Annotated in this window: 18 protein-coding genes; 13 read left to right on the forward strand and 5 right to left on the reverse strand. The window is 59.8% G+C overall.

Annotated elements, in window-relative coordinates:
• The first annotated feature begins 3 nt into the window (after positions 1-3).
• From AC1DWG_RS20735 to rarD, 4 genes are all read left to right on the forward strand, one after another.
• Positions 4-768, forward strand: coding sequence for a TOBE domain-containing protein (locus AC1DWG_RS20735; protein WP_477762865.1), 765 nt, complete (start codon positions 4-6; stop codon positions 766-768).
• Between the two features lie 67 nt (positions 769-835).
• Positions 836-2,737: a PhoX family protein gene (locus tag AC1DWG_RS20740; RefSeq protein ID WP_477762866.1), complete on the forward strand. Its 1,902-nt coding sequence runs from the start codon at positions 836-838 to the stop codon at positions 2,735-2,737.
• Between the two features lie 194 nt (positions 2,738-2,931).
• A complete protein-coding gene (locus AC1DWG_RS20745) occupies positions 2,932-3,906 on the forward strand; it encodes a serine/threonine protein kinase (RefSeq protein WP_095944920.1) in 975 nt (324 codons plus the stop codon).
• Positions 3,907-4,136: 230 nt separating this feature from the next.
• Positions 4,137-5,024 carry an EamA family transporter RarD gene (gene rarD, locus AC1DWG_RS20750; RefSeq protein WP_477753024.1) on the forward strand — a complete coding sequence of 296 codons (888 nt, stop codon included), beginning with the start codon at positions 4,137-4,139 and terminating at the stop codon, positions 5,022-5,024.
• Positions 5,025-5,239: 215 nt separating this feature from the next.
• Here the strand turns inward: rarD and AC1DWG_RS20755 are convergent, their stop codons facing one another.
• Positions 5,240-5,758 (reverse strand): glycine cleavage system transcriptional repressor, encoded by a 519-nt coding sequence (locus AC1DWG_RS20755; RefSeq protein WP_223460390.1) that lies wholly within the window; start codon positions 5,756-5,758, stop codon positions 5,240-5,242.
• Between the two features lie 546 nt (positions 5,759-6,304).
• Between AC1DWG_RS20755 and AC1DWG_RS20760 the strand changes: the two genes are divergently transcribed.
• Positions 6,305-8,494 (forward strand): malate synthase G, encoded by a 2,190-nt coding sequence (locus AC1DWG_RS20760; protein ID WP_477762867.1) that lies wholly within the window; start codon positions 6,305-6,307, stop codon positions 8,492-8,494.
• Between the two features lie 74 nt (positions 8,495-8,568).
• Here AC1DWG_RS20760 and AC1DWG_RS20765 read toward each other — a convergent pair whose 3' ends face one another.
• Together AC1DWG_RS20765 and AC1DWG_RS20770 are read right to left on the reverse strand one after the other, a co-directional pair.
• Positions 8,569-9,480, reverse strand: coding sequence for an EamA family transporter (locus tag AC1DWG_RS20765; RefSeq protein WP_477762868.1), 912 nt, complete (start codon positions 9,478-9,480; stop codon positions 8,569-8,571).
• Between the two features lie 360 nt (positions 9,481-9,840).
• Positions 9,841-10,299, reverse strand: coding sequence for a response regulator (locus AC1DWG_RS20770; RefSeq protein WP_477753027.1), 459 nt, complete (start codon positions 10,297-10,299; stop codon positions 9,841-9,843).
• Between the two features lie 253 nt (positions 10,300-10,552).
• Here AC1DWG_RS20770 and AC1DWG_RS20775 point away from each other — a divergent pair, with 253 nt between their 5' ends.
• From AC1DWG_RS20775 to AC1DWG_RS20805, 7 genes are all read left to right on the forward strand, one after another.
• On the forward strand, positions 10,553-12,493 hold the full coding sequence (locus AC1DWG_RS20775; RefSeq protein WP_477788287.1) for a putative nucleotidyltransferase substrate binding domain-containing protein: 1,941 nt from the start codon (positions 10,553-10,555) through the stop codon (positions 12,491-12,493).
• Positions 12,490-13,197 (forward strand): 3'-5' exonuclease, encoded by a 708-nt coding sequence (locus AC1DWG_RS20780; protein ID WP_477753029.1) that lies wholly within the window; start codon positions 12,490-12,492, stop codon positions 13,195-13,197. The genes AC1DWG_RS20775 and AC1DWG_RS20780 overlap by 4 nt, the downstream gene beginning before the upstream one ends.
• Before the next feature lie 225 nt (positions 13,198-13,422).
• Complete coding sequence (locus AC1DWG_RS20785; protein ID WP_477753030.1) at positions 13,423-13,941, forward strand: RNA polymerase sigma factor; 519 nt, start codon at positions 13,423-13,425, stop codon at positions 13,939-13,941.
• Complete coding sequence (locus AC1DWG_RS20790; RefSeq protein WP_477762870.1) at positions 13,938-14,912, forward strand: FecR domain-containing protein; 975 nt, start codon at positions 13,938-13,940, stop codon at positions 14,910-14,912. The genes AC1DWG_RS20785 and AC1DWG_RS20790 overlap by 4 nt, the downstream gene beginning before the upstream one ends.
• Positions 14,913-15,152: 240 nt before the next feature.
• Positions 15,153-17,597, forward strand: a complete 2,445-nt coding sequence (locus tag AC1DWG_RS20795; protein ID WP_477762871.1) for a TonB-dependent siderophore receptor — start codon at positions 15,153-15,155, stop codon at positions 17,595-17,597.
• A 72-nt stretch (positions 17,598-17,669) separates the two neighbouring features.
• On the forward strand, positions 17,670-18,800 hold the full coding sequence (locus tag AC1DWG_RS20800; protein WP_477788288.1) for a PepSY-associated TM helix domain-containing protein: 1,131 nt from the start codon (positions 17,670-17,672) through the stop codon (positions 18,798-18,800).
• A 254-nt stretch (positions 18,801-19,054) separates the two neighbouring features.
• Complete coding sequence (locus AC1DWG_RS20805) at positions 19,055-19,684, forward strand: glutathione S-transferase (RefSeq protein ID WP_477788302.1); 630 nt, start codon at positions 19,055-19,057, stop codon at positions 19,682-19,684.
• A gap of 12 nt (positions 19,685-19,696) precedes the next feature.
• Here AC1DWG_RS20805 and rloA2 read toward each other — a convergent pair whose 3' ends face one another.
• Positions 19,697-20,203, reverse strand: a complete 507-nt coding sequence (rloA2, locus tag AC1DWG_RS20810; RefSeq protein ID WP_477788289.1) for a retropepsin-like aspartic peptidase RloA2 — start codon at positions 20,201-20,203, stop codon at positions 19,697-19,699.
• A 164-nt stretch (positions 20,204-20,367) separates the two neighbouring features.
• Between rloA2 and AC1DWG_RS20815 the strand changes: the two genes are divergently transcribed.
• The gene (locus AC1DWG_RS20815; protein WP_477762873.1) at positions 20,368-21,255 is read left to right on the forward strand and encodes an acyltransferase; all 888 of its coding nucleotides are present in this window, start codon (positions 20,368-20,370) and stop codon (positions 21,253-21,255) included.
• Position 21,256: 1 nt separating this feature from the next.
• On the opposite strand, the gene AC1DWG_RS20820 is transcribed toward AC1DWG_RS20815, so the two are convergent.
• Positions 21,257-21,805: a DUF2780 domain-containing protein gene (locus AC1DWG_RS20820; protein ID WP_477753038.1), complete on the reverse strand. Its 549-nt coding sequence runs from the start codon at positions 21,803-21,805 to the stop codon at positions 21,257-21,259.
• Positions 21,806-22,047: the final 242 nt, after the last annotated feature.

Genomic DNA, 22,047 nt, shown 5'->3' on the forward strand with positions numbered 1-22,047 from the left:
GTCATGTCCTTGCCTACCTTGTTGTCCCAGCACATTGTCCGCCGTCCGCAGCGCATCGCCCTGCTGCAGCACATCGCCGAACAAGGCTCGATCACCCGCGCGGCAAAAAGCGCAGGCCTGAGCTACAAGGCCGCCTGGGATGCGATCGATGAACTGAACAACCTGGCGCAGAAGCCGCTGGTGGAGCGGATCGTCGGCGGCAAGGGCGGCGGCGGTGCGCGCCTGTCCAACGAAGGCGAGCGCGTATTGCGCCTGTACCAGAAGTTGCAAGCCTTGCAGGCCCAGGTGCTGGAAGCCGCTGAAGACGCGAGCGACCTCGACCTGCTCGGGCGCCTGATGCTGCGCACCAGCGCGCGCAATCAGTTGCACGGCAAGGTGATCGCAATCGAACCTCAGGGACGCAACGACCTGATTCGCCTCGCAGTCGCCAAAGGCTTGATCGTCGACGCGCAAATCACCCACGACAGCACCGAGCGCCTGGAACTGCAAATCGGCACCGAAGTCGTGGCATTGATCAAGGCCGGTTGGCTCGACGTGCTGCAAATAGACTCTGTCGAAACGCCTGGAAACAATTGCCTCAGCGGCATCATCGAAAAAATTCTCGACGCCGACGACGGCCCCAGCGAAGTGCGCATCACCCTGCCCAACGGTCTGACCCTATGCGCCTTGGCCGAACCGAGTCATCTGCAAGCATCGCGGTTGACCTGCGGCAAACCGGTGCGCGTGGAGTTTTCGCCGTCCAGGGTTCTGCTGGGCACACCGCTATAAGCAAAACTGCAACAAAAGGTTCATTACTCACCATTAAGGTGTCTGCAAAATCCGCAGGGAGCCTGAAATGAGCCTATTAGAAGAAAACCAGTCCACCGACCTCGAAACCATGGTCGGCCTCAGTCGTCGCGGCTTCATCAGCGCAGGTGCCCTGTGCGGCGCCGCGATGTTCCTCGGCGGCAACCTGCTGAGCCGCAGTGTGATGGCTGCCAGCGTCAGCGCCGGTAACAGCCAGCTGCTGGGCTTTGACAGCATTGCCGCCGCCGCCACTGACACCATCACCCTGCCGCCGGGCTACAAGTCCTCGGTGCTGATCAGCTGGGGCCAGCCTTTGCACAAGGACGGCCCGGCGTTCGACCCGAGCGGCAACGGCAGCGCCGAACATCAGGAAGCCCAGTTCGGCGACAACAACGACGGCATGAGCCTGTTCGAATTTCCGGGCGAAAAAGACCGGGCGCTGATGGCGATCAACAACGAATACACCAACTACCGCTACCTCTACGCTCACGGCGGCATGCCGCAATCGGCACAAGAAGTGCGCAAGGCGCTGGCCTGCGAAGGTGTGTCAGTGATTGAAGTGCAGCGCAAGAACGGCCAATGGCAGTTCGTCCAGGGTTCGCGCTACAACCGCCGCATTCACGGCAACGCACCCATCACCCTGAGCGGCCCGGCCGCCGGACATGCCCTGCTGAAAACCAGCGCCGATCCGCACGGCAAGAACGTTCTGGGCACGTTCCAGAACTGCGCCAACGGCAAGACACCGTGGGGCACCTATCTGACCTGTGAAGAGAACTTCACCGACTGCTTCGGCAGCAGCAACGCCGAGCAGAAATTCGACCCGGCGCAAAAACGCTACGGTGTGGTGGCCACCAGCAAAGAGATCAACTGGCACCCGCACGACGAACGCTTCGACATGGCGAAGAACCCCAACGAACTCAACCGTCACGGCTGGGTGGTGGAGATCGATCCGTTCGATCCGAAATCGACACCGGTCAAACGCACGGCCCTGGGGCGCTTCAAACACGAAAACGCCGCCCTGGCCGAAACCGGCGACGGTCATGCCGTGGTGTACATGGGCGACGATGAACGCGGCGAGTTCATCTACAAATTTGTCAGCCGCGACAAGATCGACCACAAAAACCCCAAGGCCAACCGCGACATTCTCGATCACGGCACCCTGTACGTGGCGCGTTTCGATGCGGGGGACGGCAACGCCGATCACCCGAAAGGCCAGGGTGAATGGATCGAGCTGACCCACGGTAAAAACGGCATCGACGCCAGCAGCGGTTTTGCCGATCAGGCTCAAGTGCTGATCCACGCCCGTCTCGCCGCCAGCGTGGTGAAAGCCACGCGCATGGACCGCCCGGAATGGATCGTGGTCAGCCCCAAGGATGGCCAGGTTTACTGCACGCTGACCAACAACGCCAAGCGCGGCGAAGACGGGCAACCGGTGGGCGGGCCGAACCCGCGCGAGAAGAACGTCTACGGCCAGATCCTGCGCTGGCGCACCGAGCGCGACGATCACGGCTCGAAAACTTTTGCCTGGGACCTGTTCGTCGTCGCCGGTAATCCGGGTGTTCACGCCGGCACACCAAAAGGCGGATCGTCGAACATCACGCCGCAGAACATGTTCAACAGCCCGGACGGGCTGGGCTTCGACAGGGCCGGACGCTTGTGGATTCTCACCGACGGCGATTCGAGCAACGCCGGAGACTTTGCCGGCATGGGCAACAACCAGATGCTCTGTGCCGACCCGGTAACCGGCGAGATTCGCCGCTTCATGGTTGGCCCGGTAGGTTGTGAAGTGACGGGGATCAGCTTCTCGCCGGATCAGAAAACCCTGTTTGTCGGGATCCAGCACCCGGGTGAAAACGGTGGTTCGACCTTCCCCGAGCACCTGCCCAATGGCAAGCCGCGGTCTTCGGTGATGGCAATTTCGCGGGAAGATGGCGGGATCGTCGGCGCCTGATCCGGCCTCTTCGCGGGCAAGCCCGCTCCCACAGGGATTCATGTAGTCCTTGTGGGAGCGGGCTTGCTCCGGGCGGCGTTCCGACGAAGGCGTCAGCCCAGACACCACACATCTCAAGCCCAACCACTAAAACCGCGCCGTCTGCGCTACCATGCCTGGCCGGACGCAGCAGCCTGCTGCGCGCAGGAGTCAGCATGGCCCACCCGTTTGAAACCCTCACACCAGACCTCGTGCTCGATGCTGTAGAAAGCATCGGCTTTCTCAGCGACGCGCGCATCCTGGCGCTCAACAGCTACGAAAACCGCGTCTATCAGGTCGGTATCGAAGACGCCGAGCCGCTGATCGCCAAGTTCTACCGGCCGCAACGCTGGAGCAACGAAGCGATTCTGGAAGAGCACCAGTTCACCGCCGAACTCGCCGACTGCGAGGTACCGGTCGTGGCGCCGTTGATCCACAACGGTGAAACCCTGCACGAACACAACGGTTTCCGTTTCACCCTGTTCCCCCGCCGTGGCGGCCGCGCACCGGAGCCGGGCAACCTCGACCAGCTGTATCGCCTGGGCCAGTTGCTCGGCCGCCTGCATGCGGTCGGCTCGACCCGACCATTCGAGCACCGTGAAGCACTGGCGGTGAAAAACTTCGGCCATGACTCGCTGGCCACGTTGCTCGACGGCAACTTCATCCCCCGCAGCCTGCTGCCGGCCTACGAGTCGGTGGCCCGCGATCTGCTCAAGCGTGTGGAAGATGCCTACAGCAACACGCCACACCAGAACATTCGCATGCACGGTGACTGCCACCCCGGCAACATGATGTGCCGCGACGAGATGTTCCATATCGTCGACCTCGACGACTGTCGTATGGGTCCGGCAGTACAGGACATCTGGATGATGCTCGCCGGCGATCGCCAGGATTGCCTGAGCCAGTTGTCGGAACTGATGGATGGCTACAACGAATTCCACGACTTCGACCCGCGTGAACTGGCCTTGATCGAACCGTTGCGCGCCTTGCGCCTGATGCACTACAGCGCCTGGCTCGCCCGCCGCTGGGAAGACCCGGCCTTCCCCCGCAGTTTTCCGTGGTTCGGCACCGAGCGTTATTGGGGTGATCAGGTTTTGGCGTTGCGTGAGCAGTTGGCGGCGCTCAATGAAGAGCCACTAAAGCTTTTCTGACTACACAAATCCCCCTGTAGGAGCGAGCTTGCTCCGGGCGGCGTTCCGACGATAAACGCAAGGGCAATGCGTTTATCCAGACAGCACGCGTTATCGTTGGCGTCCATCGCGAGCAAGCTCGCTCCTACAGATACCGATGTTCACAAATGACCTACCTATTCAGTCAGGACATTCGCAGATAAATCTCCTTACAATCCCCTCTTTGTTAGCTGCCTAAGCAAGGATTCTGCATGCAAGCCGCCAACCCGCGTCGCGGGTACATTCTAGGCCTGAGTGCCTACATCATCTGGGGACTTTTCCCCCTCTATTTCAAAGCCATCGCCAGCGTGCCCGCCGTGGAAATCATCATCCACCGGGTACTGTGGTCGGCGCTGTTCGGCGCCTTGTTGCTGATGGTCTGGAAGCATCCCGGCTGGTGGCGCGAACTGCGGGAGAACCCGCGAAGGATGGCGACCCTGGCCCTGAGCGGTGCACTGATTGCGGCCAACTGGCTGACCTACGTCTGGTCGGTGAACAACGGCCGCATGCTGGAGGCCAGCCTTGGTTACTACATTAACCCGTTGGTGAACGTGTTGCTGGGCATGCTGATCCTCGGCGAACGGCTGCGGCGCATGCAATGGATTGCCGTCGGTCTGGCGGCTGTGGGTGTGGCGCAGCAGGTCTGGCAAGTGGGCAGCCTGCCGTGGGTGTCGCTGGTGCTGGCACTGACCTTCGGTTTCTATGGCCTGATTCGCAAGCAGGCACCGGTCAAGGCGCTGCCGGGGCTGGTGGTGGAAACCTGGATGCTGGTACCGATTGCCCTCGGCTGGTTGCTGCTCAATCCGACGGCCAGCAGCGCCCAGGCCGAATTCTGGACCACCTCCCAGGCCTGGTGGCTGGTGGCCGCCGGCCCGATCACGCTGGTGCCGCTGGTCTGTTTCAACGCGGCTGCCCGGCATTTGCCCTACACGACACTGGGCTTTCTCCAGTATCTGGCACCGACACTGGTGCTGCTGCAAGCGGTCCTGCTGTTTGGCGAACACCTGTCGTCCAGCACCCTGGTAGCGTTCATGTTCATCTGGGCCGGTCTGGCGGTTTACAGCGTCGACGCGTGGATAAGTTTGCGCCGCCGCAGCTGATCAAAAAACACACAAAACCCTACAGGCCACGTCTCCCGTGGCCTGTATCATTCCTTCCCAAGGTTATCCACAGCGTGATCCCCGCCGATTGTGCGCAAGTGGTTGAAACTGCTGGTTTTTTGATCAGATCTTGGAGAACCCCGGCCGGTGTGGTCTGGCGGGGTGTCTCTACAGGTTATCCACAGGCGGGTGCACGTTTAACTTGGATAACCTAATCAGGGTTCACTGCGCAGCACCAATTCGACCATCAGGTCGTCAGCCAGGGTTTCCAGGCGCGATTGCAGTACGTCCAGCGACAGCGTCAGCGGGACGGCAAGAATCGCTTCGGCATGGAACAACGGTTCGCTGCTCATCGGTGCCGGGCGCACTTCGGTGACCAGCCGCTCCAGGTTCACCCCCTGCTCGCTCAACAAGCGTGTGATGTCACGCACGATCCCCGGACGATCATTGCCCACCAGTTCCATGGCGATCGGCTTCCAGGTGCAGGATTGTTCGATGCCACTTTCGGCGATTAACACGCGAATGCCCTGGGTGGACAAGCCCTGTAGGGCATCGACCAATTCGTCGTAGGCCTCGGCCGGCACACCCACTCGAAGAATCCCGGCGAATTGTCCCGCCATGCGCGACATGCGGCTTTCCAGCCAGTTACCGCCGTGTTCGGCGATGCATTGGGCAATGCGCTCGACTTGCCCTGGCTTGTCCGGTGCGAATACGGTGAGTACGAGGTGGTCCATGGCGCAGCCCTCTGGTCATGACTTTTGTTATAGAGAACCAAGTATAGGCAAGGGTTGAACCTGTGCTGACAGGTCCGGCGCCTTCGCGAGCAGGCTCGCTCCCACAAGGGTTGCGCGGGCCATTGTGGGAGCGAGCCTGCTCGCGAATAAAGGCACCGCCGATCTGACTGACCCAACAAATCGTGTACAACTTTAGATATTTAACTGGAACAATCCACTGGTTTTTTGAGAACATCTTGCTCCGCACCGTGACCGCAATGCGTCATGGGGTCGCAGAACGACGTAATTAGTCTGATTTTCACAACCGCAATTCATCATGTAGTATGCCGCAGCGCGCACTACATAACGTTGGATCGATGTCTGCCTCAGGCACGTTCGCAACCCTGAAAGCCCTGTCAGCAAGGCCCCAAGCCGTTGATTGGTCCCAACCCAGCCGCCTGTCATGGGCATGTACTGGTAGAGGGGTTTGTGGTTTAAATGGCCAAAGGCTTCATTGTTAAATTGAAGAGCTGAAAAGCGAAATAGCTGAGCAGAGTGAGGCAAGCAATGACTGAACACGTTCAAGTCGGTGGCCTGCAGGTCGCCAAAGTCCTGTTCGACTTCGTGAACAACGAAGCCATTCCCGGTACCGGCCTCACCGCCGATAAGTTCTGGGCCGGTGCCGACAAGGTCATCCATGACCTGGCGCCGAAGAACAAAGCCCTACTCGCCAAACGCGATGATTTCCAGGCTCGTATCGATGGCTGGCACCAGGCGCGTCGAGCTCTTGGGACAGCCCAGGTGCACGACCCGAAAGCCTATAAAGCCTTCCTGCAAGAGATCGGTTATCTGCTGCCAGAAGCGGCCGATTTCCAGGCAACGACGCAAAACGTCGACGAAGAAATCGCCCGCATGGCCGGTCCGCAGCTTGTAGTGCCGGTCATGAATGCCCGCTTCGCGCTCAATGCCTCGAACGCCCGCTGGGGCTCGCTGTACGACGCGCTCTACGGCACCGATGCCATCAGCGAAGCCGACGGCGCGGAAAAAGGCAAAGGCTACAACAAGGTGCGCGGTGACAAGGTCATCGCTTTCGCCCGTGCCTTCCTCGACGAAGCGGTGCCTTTGGCGGCCGGCTCCCACGTCGACTCCACCGGCTACAAGATCGTCGACGGCAAACTGGTGATCGCCCTTAAAGGCGGCAGCAACACCGGCCTGCGCAACGATGCGCAACTGATCGGCTTCCAGGGTGATGCTTCGGCACCGACCGCGATCCTGCTGAAAAACAACGGCCTGCATTTCGAAATCCAGGTCGACGCCAGCGCCCCGGTCGGCCAGACCGACGCGGCCGGCGTCAAAGACATCCTGATGGAAGCCGCACTGACCACCATCATGGATTGCGAAGACTCGGTTGCCGCCGTCGACGCTGATGACAAAGTGGTGATCTACCGCAACTGGCTCGGCCTGATGAAGGGCGATCTGTCGGAAGACGTCGCCAAGGGCGGTCAGACCTTTACCCGCACCATGAACGCCGACCGCACCTACACCGCTGTCGACGGCAGTGATCTGAGCCTGCACGGCCGCTCGCTGTTGTTCGTGCGTAACGTTGGTCACCTGATGACCATCGACGCAATCCTCGACAAAGACGGTAACGAAGTGCCGGAAGGCATTCTCGATGGCCTGGTGACTTGCCTGGCATCGATGCACAACCTGAACGGCAACACCTCGCGCAAAAACACCCGCACCGGCTCGATCTACATCGTGAAGCCGAAGATGCACGGCCCTGAAGAAGCAGCGTTCACCAACGAGCTGTTCGGTCGCATCGAAGACGTGCTGGGCCTGCCACGCAACACCCTCAAAGTCGGGATCATGGACGAGGAGCGTCGTACCACGATCAACCTCAAGGCCTGCATCAAGGCGGCGAGCGAGCGCGTGGTGTTCATCAACACCGGTTTCCTCGACCGCACGGGCGACGAAATCCACACCTCCATGGAAGCCGGCCCGATGGTGCGCAAGGCGGACATGAAGGCGGAAAAATGGATCGGCGCCTACGAGAACTCCAACGTCGATATCGGTCTGAGCACCGGCCTGCAAGGTCGCGCGCAGATCGGTAAAGGCATGTGGGCCATGCCTGACCTGATGGCGGCGATGCTCGAGCAGAAAATCGCTCACCCGATGGCCGGTGCCAACACCGCCTGGGTACCATCACCGACCGCTGCTGCCCTGCACGCGCTGCACTACCACAAGGTTGACGTGTTCGCCCGTCAGGCCGAACTGGCCAAGCGTGCCCATGCTTCGGTGGACGACATCCTGACCATCCCGCTGACGGTGAACCCGCAGTGGACCGCCGAACAGATCAAGAACGAACTGGACAACAACAGCCAGGGCATTCTCGGTTATGTGGTGCGCTGGATCGACCAGGGCGTCGGCTGTTCGAAAGTGCCGGACATCAACGACGTCGGCCTGATGGAAGACCGTGCAACGCTGCGTATTTCCAGCCAGCACATCGCTAACTGGCTGCGCCATGGCATCGTCACCAAAGACCAGGTCATGGAAAGTCTCAAGCGCATGGCGCCAGTGGTTGACCGCCAGAACGCCGGCGACGCGCTGTACCGTCCGCTGGCCCCGAACTTCGACAGCAACATTGCCTTCCAGGCAGCCGTCGAACTGGTGATTGAAGGCACCAGGCAGCCGAACGGCTACACCGAGCCGGTCCTGCACCGTCGTCGTCGCGAGTTCAAGGCGAAGAACGGGTTGTAAACCAGCTCACTCCACAGCAATCCCCCGATTGAAAAACCGGGGGATTTTTGTTTCTGCGTCCTGCAAATGCAGAACTATCTCCTGAAACGCAACGCGTTTGCAGCGATGTGGCGGCCTATTCTCGATGCATTCATGAACAAGGCAATTCCAAGGACCGTGATGATGAGAGCAAACAGTTTTTCACCACCAATGGGTTCGTCGAGTACATACCACGAGGTCAAGATACCCGATATCGGAACAATCACTGACAAGGGTGCAACCTGGCTCGCCGGATACTTCTCAATCATTCGGTTCCACACCCAATACCCGAATACCGTCGCCACATAGGCCTGGAACAGGACCGATGCCAGCACTGGAGCAGTTATGTCCGTTAGCAACGACTGGAAAGGGGCTGCTCCCTTGACCCAGTAAGTCATCAGATATAGAGGAGGTGTTGCATACAGACTCGACCAAACGACAAAGGAAAATATATCAACCACTTTGCTTCTCTTGACCAGCACATTGCAAAGACTCCAGAACAATGCGCCGAGCAGTACCAGAAAAAGTCCAAAGCTTTCGGCATCACCGTGCGTTACATGAATAATGAACATCAGCCCCACCAACGCCATGAGAATGCCGGCCACTTGTATTGCCGTCATTTTCTCGCCAAACAGCAGCACTCCCCAGATGACCGTAAAAAAAGCACTGAATTGCAAGAGCAAAGATGTCACGCCGGCACTGACACCAAGAAACATGCCGTAGTTCATCAGCCAGCACATTCCGATACCAAACAACAAACCGTAGACGATAGTTACAAAAGTACTGACACCTTTCGGTTTCGGGATGAAGAACACCAGTGGCAATGCACAGAAAGTAAAGCGCATTGCTGTCAATATGAATGGATCGATGCCATCGAGACTGATATCAATTACCGTAAAATTGCTGCCCCACATGATTGTGACACCGACAATAAGTACAAGATCGCGAAATTCCATTTTCTTTATCATATCGTCCTCAATGCGATACACAGCCACACAACCCAGGAAAAGTAATGACCTTTGTCGGTATTTTATCCGCAGGAACTAGCCGCAGACTGAATACACGACAACCATCGGCATACTCAAGCCACTAAAAAGCGGAGTGCCAAACTGGCAACCTGGATAGTGCTACGACAGATTTCATTAAACCAAGTACAACATCAAATAGATGCCCACATTGGCTTTCAAGAACCGAACGATAGCTGAATAATCGAAAGAAGAAACAAGCTATGTGTGAGTAGCTTTTTCGCAGACCAATTAGATAAATTTAATTACAAGCCAAGCTCACAAAAACAACTCAAGCCTGTAATTAACAATTACAGGCTTGAGTTATTTAATGCCCAATTCGCGTTTTACCAGTGTCCGCAGATGACTGGCATCAATCGGCTTGAGCAGAAAGTCCACCACGCTCAAATGCATTGCGGCGATCGCATCCTTCACGTCGGCGTCACCCGAGACAATGATGATCGGCAATGCCGCCCTTACCGATTCGCGTACATGGCGGATCAGATCCAGCCCGTCAACGTGGCCCATTCGCAGGTCGGTGATCATTAAACCAATCGAGAGCTTTTTGATTTCTGCCTTGGTCAGCAGGATCTTGAGTGCCGCTTCGCCACTGGACGCCATTACACAGTGAATGCTGTCTATCGCCAGAATCTCTGACAGCAGCTCCCGGGCGTCTTCATCGTCATCGACGATCAGCACCCGTTGCTGCGGCAGGTCAGGTTCCAGCATGACGGCGCTCAGCGCTTCGCGCTCGGCGTCACTCAAAATGTCGTGGTCGGACATGGCTTTCCCTATATGTTCAATACAATTCCCTGACACAGCGGTGTGACATCGCTCAGCGAACCATCAATGTGCACCCCGTCGGATATTTTTCCAATAGCAGAATAGAGAGGTTTTTCTCACAGTTGCGTAAGGTTTTTCCGACATTCCATCACCCTGATCGCCTACCTAGACTTACGTCCAATGGGCACCCCGGCCACAGGGGTCGACCATGTCCGGGTCATCCGACTAAAACAATTCAAAAAAGACTGCGGTAATGGTTATGAGTAAAGCGGACGCCTTCACACAGGCAGGGAAAACCGCGGTGTTGCAGAACATCCAGGGCACGTTGCAATTCCTTCAGCGCTTCCCGCCCTTCAACCAGATGGAACACGCTCATCTGGCGTATCTGGTCGAGCAATGTCAGCTGCGTTTTTACGCCCCCGGCGAGAGCATCATCAAACCCGCCGACGGCCCGGTCGAGCACTTCTATATCGTCAAGCAAGGCCGGGTCGTGGGCGAGCGTCCGCACACGGCCAAGGGTGGCACCGAAACGGTTTTCGAGATCACCACTGGCGAATGTTTCCCTCTCGCGGCGTTGCTGGGTGAACGGGCGACCCGCACCGAGCACCTGGCCGGCGAGGACACCTTCTGCCTGCAACTGAACAAACCGGCATTCATCCGCCTGTTTTCGCTATCGGACACCTTCCGCAACTTCGCCCTGCGCTGCGTCAGCAGCCTGCTGGATCAGGTCAACCAGCAAGTGCAGCAAAAAGCCGTGGAAACCCTCGGCACCCAATATTCACTCAATACCCGACTGGGCGAATTGGCCATGCGCCACCCGGTGACATGCGCCCCACAGACGCCATTGCGCGAAGCCGTGACGTTGATGCACGAACAACAGGTCGGCAGCATCGTGGTGGTTGATGAACTCAAGGCGCCACTGGGGATTTTCACCCTGCGCGACCTGCGTCAAACCGTGGCCAACGGCAGCAGTGATTTCAACGAAGCCATCGAAGGGCACATGACCCGGGCACCGTTTTTCCTGTCGCCGGATCACAGTGCATTCGATGCGGCGATTGCCATGACCGAGCGGCACATCGCCCATGTCTGTCTGGTCAAGGACCGACGCTTGTGCGGCGTGGTTTCCGAGCGCGATCTGTTTTCCCTGCAGCGGGTCGACCTGGTGCACCTGGCGCGCACTATCCGCAATGCCCACAAGGTGGAAAACCTGGTGGCGCTACGGGGCGAAATCGGTCAACTGGTCGAGCGCATGCTGGCCCACGGCGCGTCTTCGACGCAGATCACCCACATCATCACCTTGCTCAACGACCACACCGTGTGCCGGGTGATCGAACTGACCCTCGCCGAAAAAGGCGACCCCGGTGTGCCATTCAGCTGGCTGTGTTTCGGCAGTGAAGGCCGTCGCGAGCAGACCCTGCACACCGATCAGGACAACGGCATTCTGTTCGAAGCCAGGGATGCGGCCCATGCCGCCGAGATTCGCGGCAAGTTGTTGCCCATCGCCCAGCAGATCAACCAGAGCCTGGCGCTGTGCGGCTTCACCTTGTGCAAGGGCAATATCATGGCCGGTAACCCCGAGCTGTGCCTGTCCCGGGCCGAATGGGCGCGGCGCTTTGCAGTGTTTATCCGCGAGGCCACCCCGGAGAACCTGCTGGGTTCGAGCATCTATTTCGATTTGCGCGTGGTCTGGGGCAGCGAGCAAGGCTGTGAGCAGTTGCGTCGGGGCATTCTCGATCAGGTCGGCGACAACCGTTTGTTCCAGCGCATGATGGCCGAGAATGCGCTGCGTAATCGCCCGCCTGTTGGGCGTTTCCGCGAATTCGTGCTGGCGCGCAAAAATGGCGAGAAGGCCACCTTGGACCTGAAGACTCAGGGCTTGGCACCGTTCGTCGACGGCGCCCGGTTGCTGGCCCTCGCCCACGGTATCGAAGCGAACAACACGCTGGAGCGTTTTCGCCAGCTGGTCGCCAAAGAGGTCATCGAACCCCTGGACGGCGCCGCGTACGAAGAGGCCTATCACTTCATCCAGCAAACCCGCATGCAGCAACATCAACTACAGACCCGGGAGAATTTTCCTTACTCAAATCGGGTCGATCCCGACAGTCTCAATCATCTGGACCGGCGCATCCTGCGTGAGTCCCTGCGCCAGGCACAACGCCTGCAAAGCAGCCTGACCTTGCGGTATCAGTTATGAGCCTGTTTTCATGGCTGCGCCCGGCGAGTCCCACCCTCCCAGCTCATCTGCAACATCGGCTGGACCAATTACCGACGGCTGCCGACCTGTCTGAGTGCAGCCTGCGCGAGCAACGCTGGGTGGTGCTCGATCTGGAAACCACCGGCTTGAACCTGAACAAGGACCAGGTGTTGTCCATCGGCGCGGTGGTGATCGAGGACGGGGCCATCGATTTTCGCCAGCAGTTCGAACGCACCCTGCAATATCCGCAAGTGAAACTCGGCCCCAGTGTGCTGATCCACGGCATTGGCCCCAGCGCCATTGCGGCAGGCAGCGACCCGGCAGAAGCACTGCTCGACCTGATGGAGTACATCGGGGACAGTCCGGTGCTGGCCTTCCACGCGCCGTTTGACCAACACATGCTCGGCCGTGCGCTGAAAGATCATCTGGGCTTGAAGTTGCAGCATCCGTTTCTGGACGTGGCGGACATTGCGCCGCTGCTATGCCCCCAGGCGCACATTCGCGAGGCCGGGCTGGACGACTGGATCGACTGGTTCAAGCTCGAAGTCTTCGAGCGCCACCACGCCAGCGCCGACGCCCTGGCCACCGCTGAGCTGGCGCTGATTCTGTTCAGCCGCGCGCGGCAGCAGCAGATTCATAGCCCGTTGAATCTGCAACAGCGCTTGAGTCAGTGGAAACGTCGGCAGCAGGCGCCTTCCTTCTGACCTATACGCAATCCCTGTAGGAGCGAGCCTGCTCGCGAAAATCGTCAACGGTGACACGTTTTTCTGGCAAGACCGAGGTGTCAGATGATTTTTCGCGAGCAAGCTCGCTCCTACAGGGGCTGTCACCAAATTCCCACCCGACCAACGCCAATTGCTTACCTCCCTCGCTTCTGACACAATCGCGAACAATTCTCGTTAGTTAATATTTCCCAATCGGTGTGCGGCGTGTCGTCAGTCCCAAGCCCTCAAAGTGAGCTCGTCGGTGCGTTATATCGCGACCATCGCGGTTGGCTTTTGGCCTGGCTTCGACGCAACGTCGCCTGCCCGCAGCGGGCCGAGGACCTGAGCCAGGACACGTTCGTGCGCTTGCTGGGCCGCGAGGAACTGAAGGTCCCGGGCGAACCCCGGGCATTCCTGGTGGCGATCGCCAAGGGCCTGCTGTTCGATTATTTCCGCCGCGCCGCGCTGGAACAGGCTTACCTCACCGAGTTGATGCTGGTTCCCGAAGCCGAACAACCGTCGGCGCAAGAACAGCAAATGATCCTCGAAGACCTGAAAAACATCGACCGATTGCTCGGCAAGCTTTCCAGCAAGGCCCGGGCAGCGTTCCTCTACAACCGTCTCGACGGCCTCGGCCACGCAGAAATCGCCGAGCGCCTGGGGGTGTCGGTGCCGCGGGTGCGCCAGTACCTGGCCCAAGGCATTCGCCAGTGTTACATCGCGCTATATGGTGAGCCGACGTGAATCCGCTCAGTTCCAAACCGGTATCGGCCAACGTGCTGGACGCGGCGATTGCCTGGCAGTTGTCCATGGATTGTGCCAACCCGGTAGAACGCGAAGAGTTCGCCAAGTGGCACGCGGCCCACGAAGAGCACGCCCGCGCCTGGCGCCAGTTGGGCATGCTCGACCAGCGTTTCGGCGTGGCCAGCGGCCCGGCCCGCACTGCCTTGCTGCAATCACGCGAAGGCATTCGCCGGCGAGTGCGCAAGCTTGGCAACAGTGTCGCCAGTATCGTTGCAGTGATCGGCCTGGCCCTGTTCGCCGGGGATCGTTACCTGCCGATCGACTATTGGCTGGCCGACCAGCGCACCGCCGTTGGCGAGCAGCGCACCCTGCGTCTGGCTGACGGCACGCTGATCAATCTCAATACCCACAGCGCGCTGGATCTGCGTTTCGATGAAAAGCAGCGGCGCATCGTGCTTCAGGAGGGCGAAATCCTGGTGGAAACCGGCCATGGCGATCCGCGGCCGTTCATCGTCGAAACCCGTGAAGGCAGCATGCGCGCGCTGGGTACGCGGTTTCTGGTCAAGCGCGAAGAACAAGGCACGCGCCTGAGTGTGTTGCAGTCGGCGGTGGCGGTTCACCCTGAGTCCAACCCGGCCGAACAGATTCTGCACGAAGGCCAGCAGGTACTGATCCGCAACAACGGTCTGGGTCCGGTGCTGGCCGTCAACCTCGGCGCGGATGCCTGGACCCGCGGCATGCTGGTGGTGGACAACACGCGACTGGAAGATCTGGTGCATGAAATCGGTCGCTATCGAACCGGTTACGTCGGCGTCGCGCCGGAAGTGGCCGACCTGCGCATCACCGGCAGCTTCCCGCTGCGCGACACCGACCTGGCGCTCAATGCCCTGCTGCCGACCCTGCCGGTGCAGATCGAACAGCACACGCAATGGTGGGTGAAGGTCGTGGCCAAGGCTGATCCCAAGCCCTGAGCGAGCATAGGCACCCTCGTCTGTAGGAGCTGGCTTGTCGGGTCGCCGCATCGCAGCGAATGTCGTCAACGATAACGCGTATCTACTGGATCGCCGCGGTGCCTTTGAGTGCATCGCTGGCAAGCCAGCTCCTACAAAAGCGAATACTGAATCGAAATTATTTTCATCCAGCCCTATCACTTTTTGATTTTCGTTCGGCACACAGGCAATTGAGAAATATTTCCATTCAGGAGCCGCTGTATGCCTCGTTCGCTAGACTCCCTGTTGCGCCGCAGTTTGCTGGCGGTCGCCATTGCCCTTTGCACCCCTTTGGCCGGCAGCCAACTGGTCGCCGCTGAACAGGTGTCCAGCGTCCGCACCTACAACCTGCCAACCGCACCGTTGGCCAGCACCCTGAACCAGATCGCCAGCCAGGCCGGGTTGGCCCTGTCGTTGACCCCATCCCTGGCGGCGGGCAAGACCTCGGCGCCGGTCAAAGGCCAGTTCGACGCAGCCGGCGCGTTGCGCGAAGCCCTGCGTGGCACTGGCCTGCAACTGGAGCTGAGCAGTGCGGGCACCTACAGCCTGGTGGCCGTGCCCGAGGGCGTGATGGACCTGCCGGCAACCAGCGTGATCGGTGTGCAAGACACTGAAAGCGCCTGGGGCCCGGCACAGGGCTACCTGGCCAAGCGCACCGCCGCCGGCACCAAGACTGACACCGCGCTGGTCGAAGCACCGCGTTCGATTTCGGTCGTCACTCGTGAGCAGATGGACGACCGCAACGTGCACACCCTCGATGATGCCGTGCGCTACTTGCCGGGCATCACCGCCAGCAGCTTCGGCAGCGACACCCGCTCCGACTGGTTGCGCGTGCGTGGTTTCGAACCGACTCAATTCCTCGACGGCCTGCCACTGCCAAAAGGTGTGTACGCCAACCCGAAACAGGAAACCTGGAACCTCGACCGCCTGGCACTGCTGCGTGGCCCGGCCTCGTCCGTATACGGCCAGACCCCGCCGGGCGGCCTGCTGGACATGGTCAGCCGTCGCCCAAGCGCTGAAGCCAGCAGCGAGATCCAGTTGCAGTACGGCAGCGACAACCATCGCCAGATCAACTTCGCCAGCACCGGCAAGATCGACGACGAAGGCCAGCTCCTGTACAGCCTCAGCGGCGTGCTGCGCGACGGCGGCACGCCTATCGACCACATCGATGACAAGCGCTACAACATTGCGCCGAGCCTGACCTGGAACATCGACGAAGACACCAGGTTCACCCTGCTCACGCAGTTCACCCGTGACGATACCGGTATCACCAGTCAGTTCTATCCGATCCAGGGCACCAAGATCGACATGCCATTCGGCGAGATCTCCCACCACAAGAACCTGGGTGATCCGAACTACGACTTCTACGACCGCACCTACTACGCACTGGGTTATGCCTTCGAACATCGCCTGAACGATGTCTGGCAGTTCCGGCAGAACCTGCGCCACACCAGGTCGGAGCTGTCGTTCCAGGCCGTGACTGTCAACAGCTACAACCCTGACTTTGCCAACCTCGGCTTTGTCGTCGACGATCAAGGCAACACCGGACGTGGCACCACCAACGTCGACGAAGACATCGCCCAATTCGCCGTGGACAACAACTTCCAGGGCGACTTCGTCACCGGCGACGTCAGTCACACCTTGCTGATCGGTCTGGACCACCAGCGCAACACTACCAACTACCTCTCAATCTTCGGCACCGCGCCGGGCATCAACGTCAACGACCCGGTCTATGGCTTGCCGATCACCCGTCCGCCACGCTCCACGGCGTTCTACGACTACGAGCAGAAGACCCAGCAGACCGGCCTGTACATCCAGGACCAGATGGCCCTCGACCAATGGCGCCTGACCCTCGGCGGCCGTGAAGACTGGGTCCACACCGGTACCAAATTCTTCAACAAGGGCAATGTCACCAACACCGAGCGCGACAAGAACTTCAGCGGCAATGCGGCAATCAGCTACGTGTTCGACTCGGGCTTCGTGCCATACCTGTCCTACGCCGAGTCGTTCCAGCCGACCAGCAATGCCGTCGCCTCACCGACCGAGTCGTTCATGCCGACCGAAGGCAAGCAATGGGAACTGGGGATCAAGTACCAGCCACCGGGCAGCAACACCCTGCTGACCGCTGCTGTGTATGACCTGACCCAGAAAAACGTTTCCGTCACCAACAACGTGGGCAACGTGACGGTCACCAGCCAGACCGGCGAAGTGAAAGTCAAAGGCCTGGAGCTGGAAGCCGTTTCCGACGTGACCGAAAACCTCAAGGTCACGGCTGCTTACACCCTGGCCAAATCCGAAGTGCAAGAGGGCATTTACAAGGGCAACCGCCTGCAACTGATGCCTAACCAGCAAGCATCGGTGTGGGGCGACTACACCTGGCACAACGGCGTGCTGGATGGCTTCGGCATCGGCGCTGGCGCGCGCTATACCGGCAATACCTATGGCGATCAGGCCAACACCTGGCTGGGCAAAGCCGGTGCTTACACGGTGTTCGACGCGGTGGTTCACTACGACCTCGGTCGCCTGGACAACAGCCTCAAAGGCGCTTCGCTGGCCGTTAACGCAACCAACCTGTTCGACAAGGACTACATCTCGACTTGCGACAGCTTCTACTGCTACTACGGCGACCAGCGCAGTGTCGTCGCCAGTGCAACCTACAAGTGGTAACGCGTTGAGCTGACACGCCCAATGATCAGGCCGTCCTTCGTGGACGGCTTTGGTTTTTCTGAAGGCCAAGAAATGAAAAGTAAAACAATTCGCCGCTGGTCCGCTGTTCATACCTGGACCAGCCTGATTTGTACGGTGTTCCTCTTGCTGCTGGCACTGACCGGCCTGCCGTTGATCTTTCACCACGAGATTGACCACTTGTTGGGCGATGCGCCTGAAGTGAAGGAAATGCCGGCGGACACTCCGCACCTGAATTTGCAGCAGTTGGTGCAGGCCGCCGAGCAACATCGCCCCTACGAAGTCCTGCAGTATTTTGGCTTCGAAGATGATGAGCCCAACACCGTGCTGACCATCATGGCCGCGACCGCGGGCACCGAGCCGAACTCGTCCCACACCTTCATGCTCGACGCCCGTACCGGCGAAGCGCTGGAGACGCCATCGGCCAACGGCGGCTTCATGCTGACCATGCTGCGCCTGCACGTGGACATGTTCGCCGGTTTGCCGGGCAAATTGCTGCTGGCGTTCATGGGGATTCTGTTCGTGGTGGCGATCGTTTCCGGCACGGTGTTGTATTTGCCGTTCATGCGCCGCTTGAAATTCACCACCGTGCGCCAGGACAAATCCACGCGCCTGCGCTGGCTCGACCTGCATAACCTGATCGGCGTGGTGACGTTGACCTGGGCCCTGGTGGTCGGCGTGACGGGCGTGATCAGTGCCTGCGCCGACCTGATCATTGCCGCCTGGCGCAACGACAGCCTGAGCGCGATGGTCGCGCCGTACCGCGATGCGCCACCGCTGACGCAACGGGCGCCGGCCACCCATCTGCTCGACATCGCCAGGGACGTTGCGCCGGGCATGCAGCCGGACTTCATCGCCTTTCCCGGCACGCAATTCTCCAGCGAGCACCATTACGCGGTGTTCATGAAAGGCAGCACGCACCTGACCTCGCACCTGCTGACGCCGGTACTGATCGACGCCAGCACCCTGCAAGTCACTGCCGTGGCCGAACGACCGTGGTACATGGACGCCATGGGCATGTCGCAGCCACTGCACTTCGGCGACTACGGAGGCATGCCGATGAAGATCCTCTGGGCGACCCTGGATGTGCTGACCATCATCGTGCTCGGCAGCGGTGTTTATCTGTGGGTGGTGCGGCGCAAGGCTGTAAAACCCGTGGCGGAAAAAGCGGAGAGCGTGGCATGAAGCCCCGGCAGTCGAACTTCTGGAAAGTGTTTGCCATTCCGACCGTCATCGCAGTGCTCAGCGCGGCAGGGTTGTTTGCCGCGTTGCTCGGGGATGGTGTTTGGGATTCGTTGAGCTGGTTGGGTTTGGGCATCCCCGCAGCACTTGCCCTGCGCGGCCTCCTGCAACGCCGCTCCTACAAGGGTGTTTGCCATCTTGAGCTATCGCTCCAACGCGCTATGCTGCCCGACACTGCCACCGATCGAGACGCTGCCATGTCCGCCCCGAGCATGACCCTGTACCACAACCCGCTCTCTCCCTTCGTTCGAAAAGTCATGGTGCTGCTGCACGAAACCGGTCAACAGGACCGCGTGGCGTTGCAGACCAGCGTACTCACCCCGGTCAACCCGGACCTCACGCTGATCGAAGATAATCCCCTGGGTAAGATCCCGGCGCTGCGCCTGGCCAATGGCAACATCATCCATGACAGCCGGGTCATCCTCGATTACCTCGATCAGCAGCACGTCGGCAACCCGCTGATCCCCCGCGAAGGCTCGGCCCGCTGGCGGCGCCTGACCCTCGCGTCCCTTGCCGACGGGATCATGGACGCGGCCGTGCTGGTGCGCTACGAAGTCGCCCTGCGCGCCCCGGAGAAACACTGGGACGAATGGCTCGACGGCCAGCGCGACAAAATCCGCCGCGCCCTGGCATTGCTGGAAAAGGACGCGATTGCCGAGCTGACCTGCCACTTCGACGTGGCCGCGATCAGCGTGGCCTGTGCACTGGGTTACCTGGATTTGCGCCATCCGGATCTGGACTGGCGCACGGCGAATCCGCAACTGGCGGCGTGGTATTTCGAGGTGAGCCAGCGGCCTTCGATGATTGCGACGATGCCGAAGGTTTAAGCCTGCAAAAGATCAGCAATCCGGCTTGTCGGCCGTAAACCGCCGAGCCGGATTCACCGCCGCCCCGAACTCACGCAACGCCTTGGCGCCAATCAGCAACGGGTAGTTGAAGCTGCTGCGGTCGGTGAGGTTGACCTCCACGGTGCGCTTGACGTTGCCCAGACACAGTTCCAGATCGACCACCGGACGCTTGGTTGGCGCGACGACTTCGCGGTCCTCTTCGTCCTCTTCGGAACGGGTCTTGATCTTGCTGATGCGCGCTATCTTGTGTTCGTAGACCTGGTTGCTCGCGTCCTTGGTGCCGAGGCGGAAACGCACCCAGTCTTCACCGTCACGCTTGAAGGTTTCGATGTCCTTGGCCGACAGCGACGCGGTCAGGGCGCCGGTGTCCATTTTGGCCTTGAGAACCTGCCCGCCGATTTCCGGCAGGGCAATGTATTCGTAACGCCCGTACAGGGTCGGCTCGACGGCCATGACCGGCAGGGCGATGAGGGAGAGCACTGCAAGGAGGGATTTCACGTAATGGGTTTCCATGAGAGTGAGCAGTCGGATTTTAGACCGTCGTTCGCTTGATCGTTCCCACAACGTTACCGACCCGAAAGTGAAACATTCGTCAGCACCGATTTGGCCTGCCGCCCGAAGCTGCTTATCATGGCGCGCCCAACCGCCTCCACGAGTGACTTATGCGCCGCCTGCTCACCGGCTGTTTCGTGACCCTGCTGCTTGTGCTCAACACCCTGGTCCTGATCGGGCCACTGCTGGTGTTTGCCCTGCTCAAGCTGGTCCTGCCTGGCCGTTTTCGCGATTACGCCTCATGGGTGGTGATGTGGATCGCCGAGACCTGGTCCGAGATCGACAAGCTGATTTTCCGCCTGTACATCCCCACCCAATGGGACATCCGCGGCGGTGACGATCTGCGCCGTGATACCTCGTACCTGGTGATCAGCAACCATCAATCCTGGGTCGACATCCCGGCGCTGATCCAGACGCTGAACCGACGCACACCGTTCTTCAAATTCTTCCTCAAGAAAGAACTGATCTGGGTGCCCTTCCTGGGCCTGGCGTGGTGGGCGCTGGATTACCCGTTCATGAAGCGCTACAGCAAGGCATTCCTGGCCAAACACCCGGAACTGGCGGGCAAGGATCTGGAGATCACCAAACAGGCCTGCGAGCTGTTCAAGCGCCAACCGGTAACCGTGGTCAATTATCTGGAAGGCACGCGGTTCACGTCGGCCAAACGCGCTCAACAGCAATCACCGTTCAACTACCTGCTCAAGCCAAAGGCTGGCGGCGTGGCGTTTGTACTGGCGGCAATGGGCGAACAGCTGGATGCGATTCTCGATGTGACGGTGGTTTACCCGCAGCAGAAGATTCCGGGGTTCTGGGACTTGATCAGCGGCGATGTGCCAAGGGTCATCATCGATATCCGAACCCGCGATCTCGACCCGGCGCTGTGGCAGGGCGACTACGAAAACGATCCGCTGTTTCGCGAGAAGGTCCAGAACTGGGTCAACCAGCTCTGGATCGAGAAGGATCAGCGCATCGACGCCTTGCGCGCCGGGCACCGCTGAATCAGCTACCGGTGCCCCAGATGCTGCCCAGGCTGCTCAGCAGCGTACCGCCGACGCCCTGCTGACCGAGGTACTGCAGGAGCACCGGGGTAAACAGGCCGATCATGCCGCTGTCCATGCCCAGGGCGCTGAAGGCGTTGTTCAGGTCGTTGGTGTCCTTGACGTTACCCAGGGCATTGTCCAGCCCTGCCGCTTTGCCGCTGGAGCCGAGCAGACCGGCCAGCGCACCCAACTCGCCGCCGCCCGAGAGCATGTCGATGCCTGGCACGCTTTTGGCCAGTTCCGAGTAGTCGGTCGAACTTAACTGGTTCTTCGCCAGCCCCAGCATCGCCCCGGCACCGCCGATGGCTTGCTGTGGGGTGATGTTCAATTGAGTGAGCGTGCTCAGCAAGTCGGCTGTCTGCGGTGTGGGTGCGGCAGTCGCTGCCACGTCACCGCCCTTGATGCCCGAAATCGCATTGGCCGCATCGTTCAGGCTGAACTGTGCAAAGGCCGGACTGGCGGACAGTGCCAACAGCGAAGCCAATGCAATGCCGCGTGAAATCTTCATCCAGACATCCTCTTGTGCCATGAAACCATCCGAAAACCGGCGGTAAAACTGCCGGTTTGACCAGGCATCCTCAATCATGTTCCTTGCCGCGCATCCACTTTTACCCCGGTCACGTATAAGAAACGTGAATCCCTGGATGTCGCGCGATGAATAAGGCGTCAACGCAACCTATCAATACTGATAGTACCTGCCGCAGTCCACCTCCCCCAACATGATGGCTCAAACCCATGTAAAGGAGTACA

The organism is Pseudomonas sp. P4_B3 (assembly GCF_056402295.1).

Coding starts and splice junctions, on each gene's coding strand:
- AC1DWG_RS20735 (WP_477762865.1), top strand. CDS start 4: ATGTCCTTGCCTACCTTGTTGTCCCAGCACATTGTCCGCCGTCCGCAG.
- AC1DWG_RS20740 (WP_477762866.1), top strand. CDS start 836: ATGAGCCTATTAGAAGAAAACCAGTCCACCGACCTCGAAACCATGGTC.
- AC1DWG_RS20745 (WP_095944920.1), top strand. CDS start 2,932: ATGGCCCACCCGTTTGAAACCCTCACACCAGACCTCGTGCTCGATGCT.
- rarD (WP_477753024.1), top strand. CDS start 4,137: ATGCAAGCCGCCAACCCGCGTCGCGGGTACATTCTAGGCCTGAGTGCC.
- AC1DWG_RS20755 (WP_223460390.1), bottom strand. CDS start 5,758: ATGGACCACCTCGTACTCACCGTATTCGCACCGGACAAGCCAGGGCAA.
- AC1DWG_RS20760 (WP_477762867.1), top strand. CDS start 6,305: ATGACTGAACACGTTCAAGTCGGTGGCCTGCAGGTCGCCAAAGTCCTG.
- AC1DWG_RS20765 (WP_477762868.1), bottom strand. CDS start 9,480: ATGATAAAGAAAATGGAATTTCGCGATCTTGTACTTATTGTCGGTGTC.
- AC1DWG_RS20770 (WP_477753027.1), bottom strand. CDS start 10,299: ATGTCCGACCACGACATTTTGAGTGACGCCGAGCGCGAAGCGCTGAGC.
- AC1DWG_RS20775 (WP_477788287.1), top strand. CDS start 10,553: ATGGTTATGAGTAAAGCGGACGCCTTCACACAGGCAGGGAAAACCGCG.
- AC1DWG_RS20780 (WP_477753029.1), top strand. CDS start 12,490: ATGAGCCTGTTTTCATGGCTGCGCCCGGCGAGTCCCACCCTCCCAGCT.
- AC1DWG_RS20795 (WP_477762871.1), top strand. CDS start 15,153: ATGCCTCGTTCGCTAGACTCCCTGTTGCGCCGCAGTTTGCTGGCGGTC.
- AC1DWG_RS20800 (WP_477788288.1), top strand. CDS start 17,670: ATGAAAAGTAAAACAATTCGCCGCTGGTCCGCTGTTCATACCTGGACC.
- AC1DWG_RS20805 (WP_477788302.1), top strand. CDS start 19,055: ATGTCCGCCCCGAGCATGACCCTGTACCACAACCCGCTCTCTCCCTTC.
- AC1DWG_RS20815 (WP_477762873.1), top strand. CDS start 20,368: ATGCGCCGCCTGCTCACCGGCTGTTTCGTGACCCTGCTGCTTGTGCTC.
- AC1DWG_RS20820 (WP_477753038.1), bottom strand. CDS start 21,805: ATGAAGATTTCACGCGGCATTGCATTGGCTTCGCTGTTGGCACTGTCC.